The sequence below is a fragment of the Brevundimonas sp. genome, assembly GCF_036732845.1.
Classification (GTDB): Bacteria; Pseudomonadota; Alphaproteobacteria; order Caulobacterales; family Caulobacteraceae; genus Brevundimonas.
The window spans coordinates 108,459-125,370 of record NZ_DAINBO010000002.1; the positions used below are offsets into that span (position 1 = coordinate 108,459).

The 16,912-nt window shown below is 67.1% G+C and carries 17 protein-coding genes; 8 read left to right on the top strand and 9 right to left on the bottom strand.

Annotated elements, in window-relative coordinates; all coding sequences use genetic code 11:
- Positions 1 to 39: 39 nt before the first annotated feature.
- Positions 40 to 900, bottom strand: coding sequence for an outer membrane protein assembly factor BamD (locus tag V7D63_RS01690; RefSeq protein WP_333590517.1), 861 nt, complete (start codon positions 898 to 900; stop codon positions 40 to 42).
- A 187-nt stretch (positions 901 to 1,087) separates the two neighbouring features.
- Here V7D63_RS01690 and V7D63_RS01695 point away from each other — a divergent pair, with 187 nt between their 5' ends.
- The 6 genes from V7D63_RS01695 to ychF all read left to right on the top strand — a co-directional run bounded on the left by V7D63_RS01695 (position 1,088) and on the right by ychF (position 6,492).
- Positions 1,088 to 2,023, top strand: a complete 936-nt coding sequence (locus V7D63_RS01695) for a ribose-phosphate pyrophosphokinase (RefSeq protein WP_333590518.1) — start codon at positions 1,088 to 1,090, stop codon at positions 2,021 to 2,023.
- Positions 2,024 to 2,114: 91 nt separating this feature from the next.
- A complete protein-coding gene (locus tag V7D63_RS01700; RefSeq protein ID WP_333590519.1) occupies positions 2,115 to 3,182 on the top strand; it encodes a hypothetical protein in 1,068 nt (355 codons plus the stop codon).
- A 150-nt stretch (positions 3,183 to 3,332) separates the two neighbouring features.
- A complete protein-coding gene (locus tag V7D63_RS01705; RefSeq protein WP_333590520.1) occupies positions 3,333 to 3,995 on the top strand; it encodes a 50S ribosomal protein L25/general stress protein Ctc in 663 nt (220 codons plus the stop codon).
- A 76-nt stretch (positions 3,996 to 4,071) separates the two neighbouring features.
- Positions 4,072 to 4,689 (top strand): aminoacyl-tRNA hydrolase, encoded by a 618-nt coding sequence (gene pth, locus V7D63_RS01710; protein ID WP_333590521.1) that lies wholly within the window; start codon positions 4,072 to 4,074, stop codon positions 4,687 to 4,689.
- 61 nt (positions 4,690 to 4,750) lie between these two features.
- Entirely contained in the window at positions 4,751 to 5,215 is a 465-nt protein-coding gene (locus V7D63_RS01715) for a copper chaperone PCu(A)C (protein WP_333590522.1), read from the top strand.
- 179 nt (positions 5,216 to 5,394) lie between these two features.
- Positions 5,395 to 6,492, top strand: a complete 1,098-nt coding sequence (gene ychF, locus V7D63_RS01720; protein ID WP_333590523.1) for a redox-regulated ATPase YchF — start codon at positions 5,395 to 5,397, stop codon at positions 6,490 to 6,492.
- Positions 6,493 to 6,546: 54 nt separating this feature from the next.
- Here ychF and V7D63_RS01725 read toward each other — a convergent pair whose 3' ends face one another.
- The 6 genes from V7D63_RS01725 to petA all read right to left on the bottom strand — a co-directional run bounded on the left by V7D63_RS01725 (position 6,547) and on the right by petA (position 13,440).
- Positions 6,547 to 8,175, bottom strand: a complete 1,629-nt coding sequence (locus V7D63_RS01725) for a M28 family peptidase (protein ID WP_333590524.1) — start codon at positions 8,173 to 8,175, stop codon at positions 6,547 to 6,549.
- Between the two features lie 76 nt (positions 8,176 to 8,251).
- Complete coding sequence (locus tag V7D63_RS01730) at positions 8,252 to 9,910, bottom strand: M28 family metallopeptidase (protein WP_333590525.1); 1,659 nt, start codon at positions 9,908 to 9,910, stop codon at positions 8,252 to 8,254.
- 76 nt (positions 9,911 to 9,986) lie between these two features.
- Positions 9,987 to 10,571, bottom strand: coding sequence for a DUF1579 domain-containing protein (locus V7D63_RS01735; protein WP_333590526.1), 585 nt, complete (start codon positions 10,569 to 10,571; stop codon positions 9,987 to 9,989).
- Positions 10,572 to 10,709: 138 nt separating this feature from the next.
- Entirely contained in the window at positions 10,710 to 11,582 is an 873-nt protein-coding gene (locus V7D63_RS01740; RefSeq protein ID WP_333590527.1) for a cytochrome c1, read from the bottom strand.
- A 5-nt stretch (positions 11,583 to 11,587) separates the two neighbouring features.
- Positions 11,588 to 12,883: a cytochrome b gene (locus V7D63_RS01745; RefSeq protein ID WP_333590528.1), complete on the bottom strand. Its 1,296-nt coding sequence runs from the start codon at positions 12,881 to 12,883 to the stop codon at positions 11,588 to 11,590.
- A gap of 14 nt (positions 12,884 to 12,897) precedes the next feature.
- The gene (gene petA / locus V7D63_RS01750; RefSeq protein WP_333590529.1) at positions 12,898 to 13,440 is read right to left on the bottom strand and encodes a ubiquinol-cytochrome c reductase iron-sulfur subunit; all 543 of its coding nucleotides are present in this window, start codon (positions 13,438 to 13,440) and stop codon (positions 12,898 to 12,900) included.
- Positions 13,441 to 13,620: 180 nt separating this feature from the next.
- Between petA and V7D63_RS01755 the strand changes: the two genes are divergently transcribed.
- A complete protein-coding gene (locus V7D63_RS01755; protein ID WP_333590530.1) occupies positions 13,621 to 14,070 on the top strand; it encodes a tRNA (cytidine(34)-2'-O)-methyltransferase in 450 nt (149 codons plus the stop codon).
- On the opposite strand, the gene V7D63_RS01760 is transcribed toward V7D63_RS01755, so the two are convergent.
- Positions 14,067 to 15,314, bottom strand: a complete 1,248-nt coding sequence (locus tag V7D63_RS01760) for a dipeptidase (RefSeq protein ID WP_333590531.1) — start codon at positions 15,312 to 15,314, stop codon at positions 14,067 to 14,069. The two genes, V7D63_RS01755 and V7D63_RS01760, sit on opposite strands and share 4 nt — an antisense overlap.
- A 150-nt stretch (positions 15,315 to 15,464) precedes the next feature.
- Here V7D63_RS01760 and hemF point away from each other — a divergent pair, with 150 nt between their 5' ends.
- Positions 15,465 to 16,340, top strand: a complete 876-nt coding sequence (hemF, locus tag V7D63_RS01765; RefSeq protein WP_333590532.1) for an oxygen-dependent coproporphyrinogen oxidase — start codon at positions 15,465 to 15,467, stop codon at positions 16,338 to 16,340.
- A 161-nt stretch (positions 16,341 to 16,501) separates the two neighbouring features.
- Here the strand turns inward: hemF and V7D63_RS01770 are convergent, their stop codons facing one another.
- Entirely contained in the window at positions 16,502 to 16,909 is a 408-nt protein-coding gene (locus V7D63_RS01770; RefSeq protein ID WP_333590533.1) for a DUF3052 domain-containing protein, read from the bottom strand.
- Positions 16,910 to 16,912: the final 3 nt, after the last annotated feature.

Sequence of the window (16,912 nt, forward strand, 5' to 3'; positions counted from 1 at the left end):
ATGGAGCGGGTTTCCGTCTCGCGTGCCGGGAAATTTGTTTCAGCCCGGAATGATCCGCGACAGCCAGCCTTCGCGGCGGCCTTCGGGCGCCGTCTGGGGCGCGGCGCCCTGTTCGTTCAGCAGATCGTAGGCCTTGGAGTACCAGGGGCTGCCCGGATAGTTGTGGCCCAGGACGGCGCCGTTGCGGGTCGCCTCGTCCTTCAGCCCCAGGGCCAGATAGACCTCGACCAGACGGTACAGCGCCTCGGGCGTGTGCGAGGTGCGTTGGAAATCCCGGTTCTCGATCACCGTCTTATAGCGGTTGATCGCCGCCAACGGCTGATTGGCGCGCTGATAGTAGCGGCCGATGTTCATTTCCTTGCCGGCCAGTTGGTCGTTGACCATGTCGATCTTGACCAGGGCGTCGGTGGCGTAGCTGGTGCCCGGATAGCGCCGCACCACGTCGCGCAGGCCTTGCAGGGCGTTTTCGGCATAGGCTTGGTCGCGGTCCACATCGACGATGCGTTCAAAATTGCAGACGGCCTTCATATAGAAGGCGTAGGCCGCCGAGGGATTGCCCGGAAACAGTTGGATGAAGCGGTCGGCCGCGGCCGACGCCTCCTGGTAGTCGTTGTTCTGATACTGGGCGTAGATCTGCATCAGGATCGCCCGGCGCGACCACTCCGAATAGGGGTGCTGGCGCTCCACCTCCTGGAAATAGTCGACCGCGTCGTTCCAGCGGCTGCGGCGCAGGCGATCGTAGCCGGCGTTGTACAGCGCCTCGACCGGGCGCTCTTCATAGGCCAGCTTGGGACGCGGCCGCGAACCGTTGCAGGCGGCGATCGAGGTCGCGGCGATCAGGACGGCCATCAGGGCCAGGCCGGTGCGGGACTTGGAGACGAACAAGGACGACGACCTCATGACACGGCTGGGGGGCGTCGCCACGGCGCCGCCCCCGGATGCGCGATCTCTACACCACGGTCAGGATCGAAGCCAATGCGGACGAATTCGTCCCCGTGCGGCTTGCCCCCTGCGGCTCCACTGGTAAAGAGCGCGCCAGATTGAACCCGCAGTCGGCGTTCCGATGACGGCGAAAGGATGACCGGCCATGAAGCTGCTCTCAGGCAACTCCAACCGCACCCTCGCCAAGGCCATCGCCGGGCACCTGGACGTGCCCCTGACCAAGGCCCAGGTCAAACGCTTCGCCGACAATGAGGTCTTCGCCCTGATCGAGGAAAACGTCCGCGGCGAGGACGTCTTCGTCATCCAGTCGACCAGCTATCCGGCCAACGACAACCTGATGGAGCTGTTGATCCTGATCGACGCCCTGGTGCGGGCCTCGGCGCGGCGGGTCACGGCGGTCATGCCCTATTTCGGTTACGCCCGGCAGGATCGAAAGACCGACGGCCGCACGCCGATCTCGGCCAAGCTGGTGGCCAATCTGATCACCCGCGCCGGCGCCGACCGGGTGCTGACCATGGACCTGCACGCCGGTCAGATTCAGGGCTTCTTCGACATCCCCACCGACGCCCTGGTCGCCACGCCGGTGCTGGCGAAAGACATTCGCGAGCGGTTCGAGAACGCCAATGAGGTGATGATCGTCTCGCCCGACGTCGGCGGCGTGGTGCGCGCGCGCTCGCTGGCCAAGCGCCTGGACGCGGAACTGGCCATCGTCGACAAGCGTCGGCCCCGCGCCGGCGAGAGCGAGGTGATGAACATCATCGGCGACGTCGAGGGTCGCCGCTGCATCCTGTTCGACGACATCGTCGATTCGGGCGGGACGCTGGTGAACGCCGCCAAGGCCCTGATGGACCGGGGCGCGACCGAGGTTTCCGCCTACATCAGCCACGGCGTCCTGTCGGGTCCGGCGGTGCAACGCGTGCAGGACGGGCCGTTGAAGCACCTGATCATCACGGACTCGATCGAACAGCCTGACGAAGTTTTGAAGTGCGGGAAAATCGTCAGAGTTTCCGCGGCTCCCCTGATCGGCAACGCTATCCGGCGGATCGCCAACGAGGAATCGGTCTCGACCCTGTTCGATTAACGGTCGGAAAACCCTCTGTGTCGCGATATAAGGGCGACAAGGTCCCGGCGCCGAAGACGCGCCGTGCTTTCAGTTGGGGAAGAGTTCGCCGATGTACCAGGCATCCATGCGCCGCGGCCTGACGGTCGCCGCCCTCGCCGCTCTCGCCGTATTGTCCGCCTGCGCCACGCCGGAGCCGGAGCCGACGCCCGCGCCGCCGCCGCCGCCGCCCGCGCCGCCGCCGGCCGTCAGCCTGAACCAGGACGTGGCCCAGGCCGCCTCCATCTATGTCGCCTTCATGCGCGAGGCCGGCTCGATCCAGGCCGGCTTCCCCAGCGCCGAGTCGATCCAGGCGGCCCTGCGCAAGGGCGCGGCCTATGAACCGGCCCAGTTGTCGCGCGGCCTGATCGCCTACGGTTCGATCCTGGCGCTGCAATCGCCCGAGTTCGTCAACGGGGTCCGGTCCTTCGCCGCCGACCCGGACCAGCGGCGCACCGTCATCAACCGCATCATCGCCGACCCGGCCTACGCCGCCACCCTGCCGGGAGCCGAGGCCGCCGCGGGCCTGATCGCCACGACCATCGGCGCCGACTCGGCCGCCATGCGCGTCATCGCCGACGCGGTCGAGGGCGACGCCTATACGATTCAAGAGCGCAACGATCCGCGTCGTCGCTGGGCCGTCGTTCATATCCCGAACCGCGAGAACCGGCTGGAGAGCACAAAGACCCTGTCGGCCGCGCGGATGCTGCCTTCGGCCGACGAATCGGCCCGGCTGTTCGCCGCCGCCAATTCGGGTTCGGGCCTGAACGCCTCGGGCGGGCGGCTGCCGCCGCCCTTCACCCCCGCGATGGTCAACTCCCTGGCCATCGCCGCCCTGGCCGCGCTGGGCGCAGGCGGGGACGAGTATCGGGCCAACACCGAGGCGCTGACGGTGGAATCGAACAGCGAATTCTGCCTGAACATGTCCAAGCTGATGCTGTTCCAGTGCCTGGCCGCCTCGCGGCCCAGCTATGAGGACATGTTCTGCGTCGGCCGCCACGTGGCCCGAGATCTGTCGCAGTGCACGGCCCAGGCCCTGGCCCCGACCGGGTCGCCCCAGGTCAGCCTGGCCGCTGCGCCGCCGATCGCCGCCGACGCGGCCGTCGCTTCTCAGAACGCGGTCCAGTCCGGCCCGAACTGACGCGGGACCGGCTCTGAACAATCAGGCTCAACCGGGCGGTTGCGTGCTCGGCGTGATGCGTGTATTGACGCCCGCTCTTGAATTCGAGGGTTTCAACCCCGCCGCGCAGGCGATCCAGCGACGGCGTCTTTAGTTATTGAGGCGAGCCAGATGGCCGAGATCATCCTGAACGTCGACGTCCGTGAAGGCGTGGGCACCGGCGGCGCCCGCGCCGTGCGTCGCACCGGCGCCGTGCCGGGCATCCTGTACGGCGGCGACAAGGCCCCCGTCGCCATCTCGGTGAACGAGAAGGACTTCCGCAAGAACCTGTACACCGGCAAGCTGCTGGGCCACCTGGTGACGCTGAAGTACGGCAAGGAGACCCAACCGGTCATCGCCAAGGCCGTGCAGTTCGACCCGGTCAGCGACCGTCCGCTGCATTTCGACCTGATGCGCGTCGACGAAGACCAGATGATCAAGATCGAAGTGCCGGTGCACTTCGTCAATCAGGATCAGTGCGCGGCCTTCCGTCAGGGCGGCTCGCTGGAGATCGTGCGTCACACCGTCGAGATCGAAGTGCGCGCCGACCACATCCCGGAAGACCTGATCGTCGACCTGGCCGGTCACAAGCTGGGCGACACCATCCGCATCTCGGACATCAAGCTGCCGGAAGGCGTCCAGCCCGCCATCCACGACCGCGACTTCATGATCGCCTCGATCAAGGTGTCGTCGGCCGCCATGTCGGAAGCCGCCGATCTGGCCGCTGACGAAGAGGCCGCCGAGGTTCCGGCCACGGAACAGGCCGCCTCGACCGAAGAGTCGTCGGAAGGCTGATCGCCAGTCCTTTCCAAGGTTCGGGAACGGCCCCTCCGGCGACGGACGGGGCCGTTTCCATATTCGGAGCAGACCGATGATCATCATCGCCGGCCTGGGCAATCCGGGCGCGAAATATCAGGGCAACCGCCACAACATCGGCTTCATGGCCGCCGACGCGCTGGCCGACCGCTGGCGCTTCGGGCCGGAACGGGCGAAATTCCAGTCGGTGGTGCGCGAAGGCGAGGTCGAGACGGCCAAGGGCGCGGTCAAGGTCCTGCTGATGAAGCCCCAGACCTATATGAACGAAAGCGGCCGCGCGGTCGGCGAGGCGGCGCGCTTCTACAAGGTTCCGCCTGGCGAGGTGATCGTCTTTCATGACGAGATCGACCTGGCCCCCGGCCGCTTCCGCATGAAGACCGGCGGCGGGGCGGCGGGCCAGAACGGGGTGCGGTCGCTGATCAGCCAACTGGGTCCCGACTTCCGCCGCGCGCGCATGGGCGTGGGCCACCCCGGAGAGCCGCACCTGGTGCACGGCTATGTGCTGGCCGACTTCCACAAGGCCGAACAGCCGTGGGTCGACGCCCTGCTGAACGCCTGCGCCGACGCCTTGCCCTTCGCCCTGGCCGGCGACGACGACCGTTACCAGGCCGAGGTGCTGCGCCTGGCTCCCGCACCAAAATTCAGCCCCCGTCAGGCCGCGCGCGGCGAATAGCCCCCTGCCCGGCCTAGCCCCGCCGCGCTAGAGACTGGGGCGAATGTACAAAGGACCCGTCATGAAGCCTCTTTCGCCCGTCATCGCCCTGGCCCTCCTGACCGCCGCCTGCGGCTCCTCGGAGACCGGCAAGGCCTCCGGCGGCGCGAACACGGTCAAGGTCGCCGACGCCCTGTGCCGTCCCACGCCGAACGGGCGCGACATGACGGCCTGCTACATGACGCTGACCGCTTCGAGCGACGACCGGCTGATGTCGATCGCGGCTCCCGACGCGGCCAGCGCCCAGGTGCACGAGATGAAGACCGAGAACGGCGTGATGCGCATGGGCGAGATCACCGGCGGCCTGCCCCTGCCGACCGGACAGGCGACGGCCCTGGCGCCGAACGGCGACCACATCATGCTGATGGGCCTGTCGCGGCCGCTGGCTGAAGGGGATGTCGTCTCCCTGACCCTGGGCTTCCAGAAGGCGGCCCCGGTCGCCATACAGGCCCGTGTGGGCCAACCCGCCCTGCCCGGCGCGCACTAGACCGAAATCGGCCAAGTTGGACGCAGTCCAACTCGGCTCAGATTTCGGTCCAGCATCATGCGAGAGCCTGGTTCAAGGCATCGGCGGAATCGCGAAGGCGATTCCTCCTCAACCGATCAGGCTCCAGGCCTGACAAACGGGCGCGGACGGGGTAAAGCCCGCGCCTCACGAGGAACACCATGGCCCTGAAAGTCGCGATCGTCGGCTTGCCCAACGTCGGCAAGTCCACCCTGTTCAACGCCCTGACCAAGACGGCGGCGGCCCAGGCGGCCAACTATCCCTTCTGCACCATCGAGCCGAACACCGGCGACGTGGCCGTGCCCGAGGCACGCCTGAACGTTCTGGCCGAGATCGCCGGGTCCAAGGAGATCATTCCGGCGCGCATCACCTTCGTCGACGTGGCGGGCCTGGTGCGCGGCGCGTCCAAGGGCGAGGGCCTGGGCAACCAGTTCCTGGCCAATATCCGCGACTGCGACGCCATCGCCTTCGTCGCCCGCTGCTTCGTCAATGACGACATCACCCATGTCGAGAACCGTATCGACCCCTTGGGCGACCTGGAGATCATCGAGACCGAGCTGATGCTGGCCGACCTCGAAAGCCTGGAGCGGCGACGCGTTCAGGTCGAGAAACGGGCCAAGGGCGGCGACAAGGAAAGCCAACTGACGCTGAAGCTGATCGACCTGGCGCTGACGCCGTTGCGCGCTGGTCGTCCCGCCCGCGTGGCCGAGGTGTCCAAGGAGGACAAGAAGGCCTGGGACATGCTGCAACTGCTGACAGCCTTGCCCGCCCTCTATGTCGCCAACGTCGATGAAGGCTCGGCCGCGGACGGCAACGACCTGTCGGCCCAGGTGGCCGAACGGGCCAAGGCCGACGGCGCCCAGACCGTGGTCATCTCAGCCCAGATCGAGTCCGAGATCGCCGTGCTGGACGACGCCGAACAGGCCGAATTCCTTGAGACCATGGGTCTGGAGGAGCCGGGCCTGAACCGCCTGATCCGCGGGGCCTATGCGCTGCTGGGCCTGCAGACCTATTTCACCGTGGGTCCGAAGGAGGCGCGCGCCTGGACCATCCACGTCGGCGACACGGCGCCCCAGGCGGCGGGCGTGATCCACACCGACTTTGAAAAGGGCTTCATCCGCGCCGAGACGGTCGCCTACGGCGACTATGTGGCGCTGAAGGGCGAGGCGGGCGCCCGCGACGCCGGCAAGCTGCGGGCTGAGGGCAAGAGCTATGTCGTCAAGGACGGCGACGTGATGCACTTCCTGTTCAACGGCTAAGATCCCTCTCCCAGCGGGAGAGGGATCTGTTACGCCCGGCCCATCGCCTCACGCTCACTGGCGAGCGGCGTCGCTGCGGGCGCGGATGGCGCCGAACTCGGACGTCGGCTTCCACTGCGGCCAGTCGCGGCTGTTCGCCAGGTCCTGGCCCAGCCGGTAGAAGACCGTCAGGTTCTCGACCGCCGAACGCAGATCCCAGTCGGCCGACCATTCGTCGCTGGGCCGGTGATAGTCGGTCCTGAACTTGGCCTCCCAGGCCGCCTTGCCAGCCGCCTCGCCGCCCTCGACCCAGTCGATCCCGTGCCAGGGCATGATCGTCGGCACGCCCATGCGGGCATAGGGGAAGTGGTCCGAGCGATAGAAGAAGCCCTGTTCCGGCCGACCGTCGTCATCGACGTAACGGCCCAGCGGCTCCAGGATCGCTTGCAGGCGGTCCTCCAGATCGTTCTGACCCTTGCCGAAGATCGGCAGGTCGCGCGTCGGGCCGGACAGCGGCAGCATGTCGATGTTGATGTCGGCCACCGTCCGCTCCAGCGGATAGACCGGGTCGGCGGCATAGGCGTAGGCGCCCTTCAGCCCCATCTCCTCGGCCGCCATATGGGCGAAGATCACCGTGCGTTGCGGCGCCGGACCCGCCTTGAACGCCCGCGCCATCTCCAGCACGCCGATGGTGCCCGAGGCGTTGTCCCAGGCGCCGTTGTAGATCTTGTCGTCACCGGGCGTTTCCGGGTGCTGCTCGGCCCCGCCCACGTGATCCCAGTGCGCCGAATAGATCAGATATTCGTCCGGGTGGGTCGTCCCCTCGATCTTGGCCAGCAGATTGTGGGTGACGGTGGTGGTGATCCGCTCCTCGGCCTGGACGAACAGGCGCACGCCCGGCAGGGCCACAGCCTTAAACGACCCGCCGCCGACCTCACCCAGTCTGGCCGGGTTCAGGCCCGCCGCATGGCCCCAGGCCAGGGCCAGATCGCGGTTGATCACCCCCGAGAACTCCAGGTCCGCCGCACCGGGACTGAGCATGCGGCGCGAATTGCCGCGCCGCATCGTGGTCGTCCACTCCGGGCCGTCGGCCGGGGACATGATCACGGTGACGATGCCGATCGCGCCGCGCGCGAAGGCCTCGTCCGCCTTGCGGGCCATGCTCTCGTAGAAGGTGTTGTAAGCTCCGTTGAACAGTTCGCCTTCCGGCTCTCCGGGCAGGACCATGACGACCTTGCCGCGCACGTCGATGTCGCCGTAGTCGTCCCAGTTCCGTTCCGGCGCCGTGATGCCATAGCCGGCGAAGACCAGTTCGGCGGCGCGCACATCGGCCTTGCCGTCATTGGCGACGGCGCGGATCAGGATGTCGGCTCCCGGCGTCAGGGCGTGCATCTGGCCGTCCGGGCCGGTCCAGCCGGCGCGCGCGGCGCCCTCGACCGGGGTGTAGCTGCGCAGTTCGATGTGTTGCAGCCATTGCCCGTTCGGGCCGCCGGGCTGAAAGCCCATGGCCTCGTACTGGGCTTGCAGCCAGTCCAGCGTCTTGCGTTCGCCCTCGGTGCCCGGATAGCGCCCGTTGAAGTCATCGGCGCTGATGTAGCGGATCTCGTCGCTCAGCCGTTCGGCCGTGAAATCCTGAGCCGCACCCGCCCCCGCGGCGAACAGCATGGCGGCGGCGGCCGCGCCGCCGATCAAACGTCGAAACATCCTGGATTCCCCATCCCCTTGACGGCGGACAACTTAGTGCGATCCGCAGCTCTCGGTTATTACGCTTTGGTAAGGTTCAATGACGGCTGGCGGCGCTGCGTTCGCGCATCGGGCCGAACTCCGAACCCGGCTTCCAGGCGGGCCAGTCGCGGCTGTTCGCCAGGTCGAGACCGACCGCATAGACGACCGCCAGATCCTCGATCATGCCGCTGTAGTCCCAGTCGGGCGACCATTCGTCGTCGGCCTGGTGATAGCGGCGCGCGCCATAGTCGCCGGCCGCCGCCTCGCGCTCGGCCTTCGGTTCGTCGCGGAAGGCCCCGCCGCCGTCGGCATAGGCCATGGGCACGCCGCGCTTGGCCAGGGGGAAGTGGTCCGAGCGGAAGTAGGAACCGGCGGCCGGATTGGCCTCGGCCGTGATCGGGCGGCTTTGCAGGGCGGCGGCGGCTTGCAGCCGTTCGTCCAGGTTCGACTGGCCCATGCCCACGACCTGAAGATTCTCGACCCGGCCATAGACGTTCATGGCGTCCAGGTTGAAGCCCGCCACCGTCGTGGCCAGCGGATAGACCGGATTGGCGGCGTAGAACTCCGAACCCAGCAGGCCGCTCTCTTCCGCCGTGAAACTGATCATCACGATCGACCGTTCAGGGCGCGGCCCGCGACCGAAGGCGCGCGCCAGCTCCAGCACGCCGGCCGTCCCAGTGGCGTTGTCGATGGCGCCGTTGAAGATGCGGTCGCCGTTGGCGTCGGGATCGCCGATGCCGATGTGATCCCAGTGCGCGGTGTACAGGATGGTCTCGTCCGAGTGGGTCGTGCCCGGCAGGCGCGCGATGACGTTGTGGGTGGTGATCTGTTCGCTGGCGACGTCGAACCTGGCGCTCAGCCTGGCCCCGGTCAGGGCCACGGGCTGGAAGTCGCGGCTGCGCGCCTGGACCTTCAGCGCCTCGAAATCGAGACCGGCGTGACGGAACATCTCGACCGCCAGATCGCGCTGCATCCAGCTTTCCATCGCGATGCGTTCGGCCGACGGGTTTTGGCGCAGGATGTCGAACTGCGGTCCCGACCACGAGTTGTTGACCGTGGCCCAGCCGTAGGAGGCCGGTCCCGCCTCGTGCACGATGATGACGCCCGCCGCGCCCTGACGCGCCGCCTCTTCGTACTTGTAGGTCCAGCGGCCGTAATAGGTCATGGCCCGGCCGTTGAAGGTGTTCAGCGACGGGTCCTCGAAGTCGGCGTCATTGACCAGCACGACCAGGATCTTGCCGCGCATGTCCTGGCCCTTGAAATCGTCCCACTGGCGTTCCGGGGCCTTGATGCCGTAGCCGACGAAGACCAGGGGCGCGTCACGCAGATCGACCCGGCTGCCCGGCAGGCGGGTCGAGAACACCATGTCCTGGCCCGGCCGGATGGTCTGGGACCAGTCGCCGACCGACAGGGTCGCGGACGGATGCGAGACGGTGAAGCGGTTCAGGACCACGTCCTGGGTCCAGGCGCCGTTCGGCCCGCCCGGCTGGAAGCCGGCGGCGGCGTACTGTTCGCTCAGATAGCGGATGACCTTGTCCTCGGCCGGGGTGGCGATGCCGCGCCCCTCGAAACTGTCGTCGGACAGGATGCGCACATGGTCCGACAGACGCTCGCCGTCGAACATCGGCCCGGCGCCGGCGCCGTTCCCCGTCGTGGCGCAAGCGGACAACAGTGCGGCCGAGGCGGCGGCGAGGGCGAGAACTTTCAAACGCATGACGGACAGGATCCCAGACCGTGAACAAACCCGGCTGGGACCCTAGTGGTCCGTTTCGTCCGTGTCGATGCGTGGTTCAGGGCGCCGGATCGACGGCGTTCGCCGCGGGCCAGTCGGTGTCGCCGCGCCGCGTCAGGGTCATTTCAAACGACCGCATCGGCGCCATGCCCGGCATCACGAAATCCCCGACCTCGTGATAGGTGGTGTCGGTGATGTCGGCGGTGAACCGCATGACCCCCGGCCCGGCGGGCACTTCCCACACATAGCCGGTGTCGGTGGGCTTCAGCTCGAAGGTGCCAGCATAGCCCTGAGCGTAGCTGCGGATCTCGTATTTCGCCGCTTCAGGATCATAAGAGACCACGGCGAAGGCGTTGAAGCCCGTCGACCCGTCGGCTCGATAGCCGCGCCCCTCGATGACCAGCAAGGCGCCGTCCAGCATGGGACCGATGCGCTCGGTCTGGGTGACCGAATAACGGCTCATGTCAGGATTGACGCCCGAGGCCTGACCGACCCAGACGCCCTGCATCCGTGACAGTTTCGCCATGGCCGCGCGTTGGGCCGCCTGCACCTGCGGCTGGGGGGCCTGGGCCTGTGCGGCCCCCGCCCCCAGAATCGTCGCGACGGACATCACCACCGCACCCATCAAACCCGTTCTATGCATCGCATCCTCCCGCATTTGCACTTTACATAATAAAGTACTTTTCCATCTTTGCAAGCGCCCATGAAAAACCCGCCGAGGCCTGAGCCTCGGCGGGTTTCCCGTTTCAACGCTGACGTACTCGGGGAGAAACCGAAGTCGTTAGTGCGCCACGCCCTTCCAGATGCGGCGATAGCTGGCGTAGGTCAGGCCCGCGAACAGGAACAGGAAGATCAGCACGCCCAGGCCGGTCTGCTTGCGCTCGGTCGCGTGCGGGTCCGAGGACCAGGCGATGAAGGCGGCGACGTCCTTGGCCATCTGATCGACGCTGGCGGTCGTGCCGTCGTCATAGCTGACCTGGCCGTCACGCAACGGCGCGGGCATGGCGATGAAGCCGCCTGGCGGGACGTGGGCATGATCGCCAGTCCAGAACGGCGTCATATCGCCGGCCATATAGGGGTTGTAGTGCTGGTCCGGGCGGATCTGCAGACCCGCCGGCGCGGCGCGATAGCCGGTCAGCAGCGAATAGATGTAGTTGGCCCCGTCGTGGCGCGCCTTGCCCATGACCGACAGGTCCGGCGGCGCCGCCCCGCCGTTGGCCGCGGCCGCGGCCGTGGCGTTCGGATAGGGATCGGGGAAGCGGTCAGCCGGGGTCGCGTCGCGACGGATCGGCTCGCCGGTCTCGGAATCGATGTCATTGACCTGAACCTCGCCAGCCAGGGTCTTGACCACCGGATTGTCGTTCGGGTTCGGATAGTGCGCGTCCCAGAACGGCCCGGTCTTGTCGCCCAGATTGCGGAAATGCATCAGGTTCATGCCGTGGCACGACGAGCAGACCTCGCGATAGACCTTGTAGCCGCGCTGGAGCTGGCCCTGGTCGAAGGTGCCGAACGGTCCCTCGAACGAGAAGCCGCCCGAACGCGGGTGCAGGGCGGCGCCCGAGGCCAGGGCCGGAGACGCCGAAGCGATCAGGCCGAACGCGACGGCGGCGGTGGCGAGGGTCTTGAGCACGGTCTTGTTTCCAACGGTCATCATCGCCCTCACGCCTTGTGCTCGTCGCCGCCCAGGACGGGTTCGGAGATCGAGGCCGGCACCGGCAGCGGCGTCTCCTTCAGGCCCAGCCAGGGCATGAGGACCAGGAAGAAGACGAAATAGTAGGCGGTGAACAGGCGGGTCAGCCACAGATAGCTGTTCAGGTCGCCGTCGATCAGGGTGAAGGTCTTGAACGATCCGATCACCGGGGCGTCGGGCAGTTGCGCCCCGCACCAGCCCAGGCCGAAGCAGACGAACAGGAAGATCACGAAGAAGGTCCGCATCGTCGGGCGATAGCGCATCGAGCGCACCCGCGACGTGTCCAGCCACGGCAGGACGAACAGCACGCCGATGGCGCCGAACATGGCCACCACGCCGCCGAACTTGTCGGGGATGGCCCGCAGGATGGCGTAGAAGGGCAGCATGTACCATTCGGGCACGATGTGCGCCGGGGTCTGCAGCGGGTTGGCCGGAATGTAGTTGTCGGCGTGGCCCAGGGCGTTCGGCAGGAAGAAGACGAAGATCGCGAACAGGATCAGGAACAGCACGATCGCGAACCCGTCCTTGACCGTGAAATACGGATGGAAGGGCACGGTGTCCTTGGCCGTCCGCTCCTTGGGAATCAGGATGCCGACCGGGTTGTTCTGACCGCCCGTGTGCAAGGCCCACAGGTGCAGCACCACCACGCCGAAGATCACGAACGGCAGCAGATAGTGCAGCGAGAAGAAGCGGTTCAGCGTGGCGTTGTCGATCGCCGGGCCGCCGCGCAGCCAGATCAGGACCGGCTCGCCGATCACCGGGATGGCGCCGATCAGATTGGTGATCACCTCCGCGCCCCAGAAGGACATCTGGCCCCACGGCAGGACGTAGCCGAGGAAGGCGGTGGCGATCATCAGGAAGAAGATCACGCAGCCCAGGATCCAGATCATCTCGCGCGGGGCCTTGTACGAGCCGTAGTAGAGGCCGCGCAGCATGTGCAGATAGACCGCGATGAAGAACATCGAGGCGCCGTTGGCGTGGACGTAGCGGATCAGCCAGCCCCCGTTGACGTCACGCATGATGCGCTCGACCGAGGCGAAGGCCATCGCCGTGTTCGGCACATAGTGCATGGCCAGAACGATGCCGGTGACGATCTGGATGACCAGGCACAGGGCCAGGATGCCGCCGAAGGTCCACCAGTAGTTCAGGTTCTTCGGGGTCGGCAGCGACATGTAGTCGGCGCCGAACCGGATGATCGGCAAGCGGCTGTCCAGCCACTTCTCGATGCCGGTCTTGGGGACGTAGGTGCTTTCGTGATCGCTCATGTTCGCTGTCGTCCTCAGCCGATCTTCACGCGGGTGTCGGACACATAGTCATAGGTCGGCACCACCAGGTTCTTGGGCGCCGGACCTTTGCGGATGCGGCCCGAGGTGTCGTAGTGCGACCCGTGGCAGGGGCAGAACCAGCCGCCGAAGTCGCCGGCGCCGAAGGTCGGCACGCAGCCCAGGTGCGTGCACGAGCCGATGACGACCAGATATTGATTGTGGCCCGCCTTGACGCGGTCGGCGTCCGACTGCGGGTCCTTCAGGGCGCTGAGCGGCGTCGAGACCGCCTCCTGGATCTCCTTGGGCGTGCGATAGCGCACGAAGACCGGCTTGCCCTGCCATTTGATGACCACCTGCTGGCCCTGCTGCACCTTGGTCAGGTCGAATTCGATCGACGCCAGGGCCAGGGTGTCGGCGGCCGGGTTCATCTGGTTGATCAGCGGCCAGGCCGCCATCACGCCCGCGCCCACGGCCGCGGCGCCCGCGGCGATGTGGATGAAGTCACGACGGGTGGCGTCGTCGCCCGCGTCTTGTGTCGTCCCGACCGATTCGGCCACGTCTCACCTCTAGATCGCCGGTCGCGTCCGCTGGGGCGCTGTTCGGCATGAACCGTTCCGCGTCCATTGGGAGGATCGGGCCGGATTTGCGAGCTTTGCGTAAGCAGCGGACGCCACTTGCGAAACACTCGCAATTTCAGCCGCGACAAGCCCCCAGGCCGCGCGTATGAGGGCCTTAGAATGCGTCTCGCCCTTTTTCAACCGGACATCCCCCAGAATGTCGGCGCCTGCATCCGCTTGAGCGCCTGTTTCGGCGTCGAACTGCACGTCATCGAGCCGACCGGTTTTCGTTTCGACGACCGCGCCATGAAGCGCGCGGCCTTGGATTACGGGCCGTTATCGCATCTCACGCGGCACCCGGACTGGGAGGCGTTTCAGGCCACGCAGGGAACCGGGCGGCTGGTGCTGTTCACGACGAAAGGCGCCGAGCGGTTGGACGATTTCGTCTTTCGGCCCGACGACACCCTGCTGTTCGGCCGGGAATCGGCCGGGGCGCCCGATTTCGTGCACGCGGCGGCGAACGCGCGGGTCTTCATCCCGATCCGGCCTGAGACGCGCAGCCTGAACCTGTCGGTCAGCGCGGGGACCGCCCTGTTCCAGGCGCTGCGGACGACGGGCGGCCTGCCTTAGGCCGCGGGTTCCAGGCGGGCCAGGCTGGGCGGTTCGTTCTTCTTGGCCTCGGCCACCGCCTCCACGGCCCGCATGACGCGCAGGATGTTGCCGCTGGTCAGTTTGGCGATGTCCGCCTCGGTCCAGCCGGCGTTCATCAGGGCCGCCAGGATGCGCGGATAGGCGTCCACCCCGTCGATCCCTTCGGGCAGCCGCCCGACCCCGTCGAAATCGCCGCCCAGGCCGACATGATCGACGCCCGCGACGTCACGGACGTGCTGGATATGGGCCACGACGTGGTCGATCGTCGTCTTGGGCCGGGGATTGGCCGCGACCCAGGCCTCAAGCTCGGGCGTCGGCGCGTTCGGCGAGACGCCCAGGCGCTCGGCCTCGGCCATCAAGGCCTTGACCCATTCGCCGTCGGTCCCGTTGATGAAGCCGGGCACGAAAGTGACCATGACGACCCCGCCGTCCTGCGGCATCAGGCGCAGTACGGAATCAGGCACGTTGCGCGGGTGATCAGTCACCGCCCGCGCCGAGGAGTGGGAAAAGATCACCGGCGCCTCGGACACGCGCATGGCGTCCAGCATCGTCTCTTCCGACACGTGGCTGAGATCGACCATCATGCCCAGGCGGTTCATCTCACGCACCACCTCTTCGCCGAAGGGGTTCAGGCCGCCCCATTTCGGCGCGTCCGTGGCGCTGTCGGCCCAACTGGTGGTCGTGGAGTGGGTCAGGGTCATGTAGCGCACCCCCGCCTGATAGAACTCCCGCAGCAGGCCCATGGAATCGGCGATGGAATAGCCGCCCTCGATGCCGATGAAGCTGGCGATCCGCCCCTGCCGCATGGCGGCCTCGCCCTCGGCCGCCGTGGTCGTGACGGTAAAGACGTCGGGATAGGCGGCGGCGATCCGGCGCACGGTGTCGATCTGTTCAAAGGTGGCGCGCGTGGCCTCCAGCGGCGTCAGGGAGGCGGGCACATAGACCGACCAGAACTGGCCGCCGACGCCACCCGCGCGCAGGCGCGGAATATCGGTGTGCAGCTTGGTCGAGCCGTGCAGGTCGGTCGCCAGATCCACCCGGCGCGGATCATTGCCGTAGTCCTCGCGCAGCGCCCAGGGCAGGTCGTTGTGGCCGTCGATGACCGGCGCCTGGCGCAGGACGGCGCGCACGCGGGCGTCGGTGTCGGCGGTCTGGGCCTGGGCGGCGCTCGCGGCCGAGGCGGCCAAGGCGGAGACGATAGCGAGAACGGCGGAACGGCGCATGACAGGAACTCCCGGAAAACGGTCGGGCGATGCTGACGCCCTGGTCCCGATTTGCAAGCCGTCTGTTCTGGATCAAGGCGAGACCGGCCTGAGGGGCGCATCGACGGCGCCAGGACTGTTCACGAAGGCCGCGTCATGTTTGAAGCCCTGATGACCACCGCACCCTCGCCGCTCGCCGACCGCCAGGAGACCGCGCGTCTCTGGTTCGAATCCCTGCGCGACCGCATCCACGCCGCCTTCGAGGCGTTGGAGGACCAGGCGCCCGCCGATCTGTTCCCCGGCGAACCGGGCCGTTTCGTGCGCACGCCCTGGGACCGGGCCGAGGGCGGCGGCGGCGTCATGGGCATGATGCACGGACGCCTGTTCGAGAAGGTCGGGGTGCATTGCTCGACCGTGCACGGAACCTTCCCGGCCGACTACGCCAAACAGGTGCCGGGCGCCGAGCAGGACCCGCGCTTCTTCGCCACCGGGATCAGCCTGATCTGCCATCCGGTCAGCCCGCGCATTCCGGCCGTGCATATGAACACCCGTTTCATCGCCACGACCAAAAGCTGGTTCGGCGGCGGGGCCGATCTGACGCCGGTTCTGGACGTCGACCGGCGCGAGGACGCGCCGGACACGGTCGCTTTCCACGCCGCGCTGAAGGTCGCCTGCGACGCCCATGACCCGGACCACTACGCGCGCTTCAAGGCCTGGTGCGACGAGTATTTCTGGCTAGCGCACAGGAAGGAGCCGCGCGGCACGGGCGGCATCTTCTACGACCATCTGGACAGCGGCGACCACGGCCGGGACCTGGCCTTCACCAAAGATGTCGGGGACGCCTTCCTAAAGGCCTATGTCCCCATCGTCGAACGACGGATGCAGGAGCCGTGGACAGCGGACGAGCGCGAGGAGCAACTGATCCGACGCGGCCGCTATGTCGAGTTCAACCTGCTTTACGACCGGGGCACCATGTTCGGGCTGAAGACCGGCGGCAACGTCGAGTCGATCCTCAGCTCCATGCCGCCCGTGGTGAAGTGGCCCTAGGTTTCAGACTCGAAAAAAGCGCGTCTATCGAGTCTATCGAGTCTAGATTCCTTGTCCCTCCGCTGAACGGCGTCGGTCGCACCCTAGCGCGGGTTTGCGCCTGATGCGGACGCAGGGGATGGGCGGCGCATCACCCTGTCGGACGTATTGAGGACGGACCCTTAGGCCGCCTTCCGCCTCAGGAATTTCAACCCTGACCAGTCGGCGCTGACGGCGCAGACCTTCACATCGACCCAGCCGGTCGGCAGCAGGACGGCGCGCAGGCCGTCCTCGGTCAGGTCGCGGAACAAGGGCGAGGCCTTCTTGGGCCAGGACGTCCACAACATGCCGCCGGGCCGAACCGCCGCCAGCGCCGCACGGACGCCGTGCTCCAGCTCGGCGCGGTCGCGGACGAACAGGTGGACCAGATCGGCCTGGTCCGCCGCCGCATCAACCACCGCACCCAGCGGCAGAGGTTCGATCCAGTCGATATAGCCTTCAGGCGCATCGACCGGCTTCAGGGTCTGGCCGTCCTTCAGACCCAGCTTCTGGATCAGGGGCTTGCCGGAATAGCCGACGGGATCAGGCATGGG

Bases quoted from the DNA above. Each gene is read 5' to 3' on its own strand.
- V7D63_RS01725 (WP_333590524.1), bottom strand. From the start codon at position 8,175: ATGTTTCGACGTTTGATCGGCGGCGCGGCCGCCGCCGCCATGCTGTTC.
- pth (WP_333590521.1), top strand. From the start codon at position 4,072: ATGATCATCATCGCCGGCCTGGGCAATCCGGGCGCGAAATATCAGGGC.
- hemF (WP_333590532.1), top strand. From the start codon at position 15,465: ATGACCACCGCACCCTCGCCGCTCGCCGACCGCCAGGAGACCGCGCGT.
- V7D63_RS01770 (WP_333590533.1), bottom strand. From the start codon at position 16,909: ATGCCTGATCCCGTCGGCTATTCCGGCAAGCCCCTGATCCAGAAGCTG.
- V7D63_RS01735 (WP_333590526.1), bottom strand. From the start codon at position 10,571: ATGCATAGAACGGGTTTGATGGGTGCGGTGGTGATGTCCGTCGCGACG.
- V7D63_RS01705 (WP_333590520.1), top strand. From the start codon at position 3,333: ATGGCCGAGATCATCCTGAACGTCGACGTCCGTGAAGGCGTGGGCACC.
- ychF (WP_333590523.1), top strand. From the start codon at position 5,395: ATGGCCCTGAAAGTCGCGATCGTCGGCTTGCCCAACGTCGGCAAGTCC.
- V7D63_RS01740 (WP_333590527.1), bottom strand. From the start codon at position 11,582: ATGATGACCGTTGGAAACAAGACCGTGCTCAAGACCCTCGCCACCGCC.
- V7D63_RS01745 (WP_333590528.1), bottom strand. From the start codon at position 12,883: ATGAGCGATCACGAAAGCACCTACGTCCCCAAGACCGGCATCGAGAAG.
- V7D63_RS01715 (WP_333590522.1), top strand. From the start codon at position 4,751: ATGAAGCCTCTTTCGCCCGTCATCGCCCTGGCCCTCCTGACCGCCGCC.
- V7D63_RS01760 (WP_333590531.1), bottom strand. From the start codon at position 15,314: ATGCGCCGTTCCGCCGTTCTCGCTATCGTCTCCGCCTTGGCCGCCTCG.
- V7D63_RS01690 (WP_333590517.1), bottom strand. From the start codon at position 900: ATGAGGTCGTCGTCCTTGTTCGTCTCCAAGTCCCGCACCGGCCTGGCC.
- V7D63_RS01700 (WP_333590519.1), top strand. From the start codon at position 2,115: ATGTACCAGGCATCCATGCGCCGCGGCCTGACGGTCGCCGCCCTCGCC.
- V7D63_RS01755 (WP_333590530.1), top strand. From the start codon at position 13,621: ATGCGTCTCGCCCTTTTTCAACCGGACATCCCCCAGAATGTCGGCGCC.
- V7D63_RS01695 (WP_333590518.1), top strand. From the start codon at position 1,088: ATGAAGCTGCTCTCAGGCAACTCCAACCGCACCCTCGCCAAGGCCATC.
- V7D63_RS01730 (WP_333590525.1), bottom strand. From the start codon at position 9,910: ATGCGTTTGAAAGTTCTCGCCCTCGCCGCCGCCTCGGCCGCACTGTTG.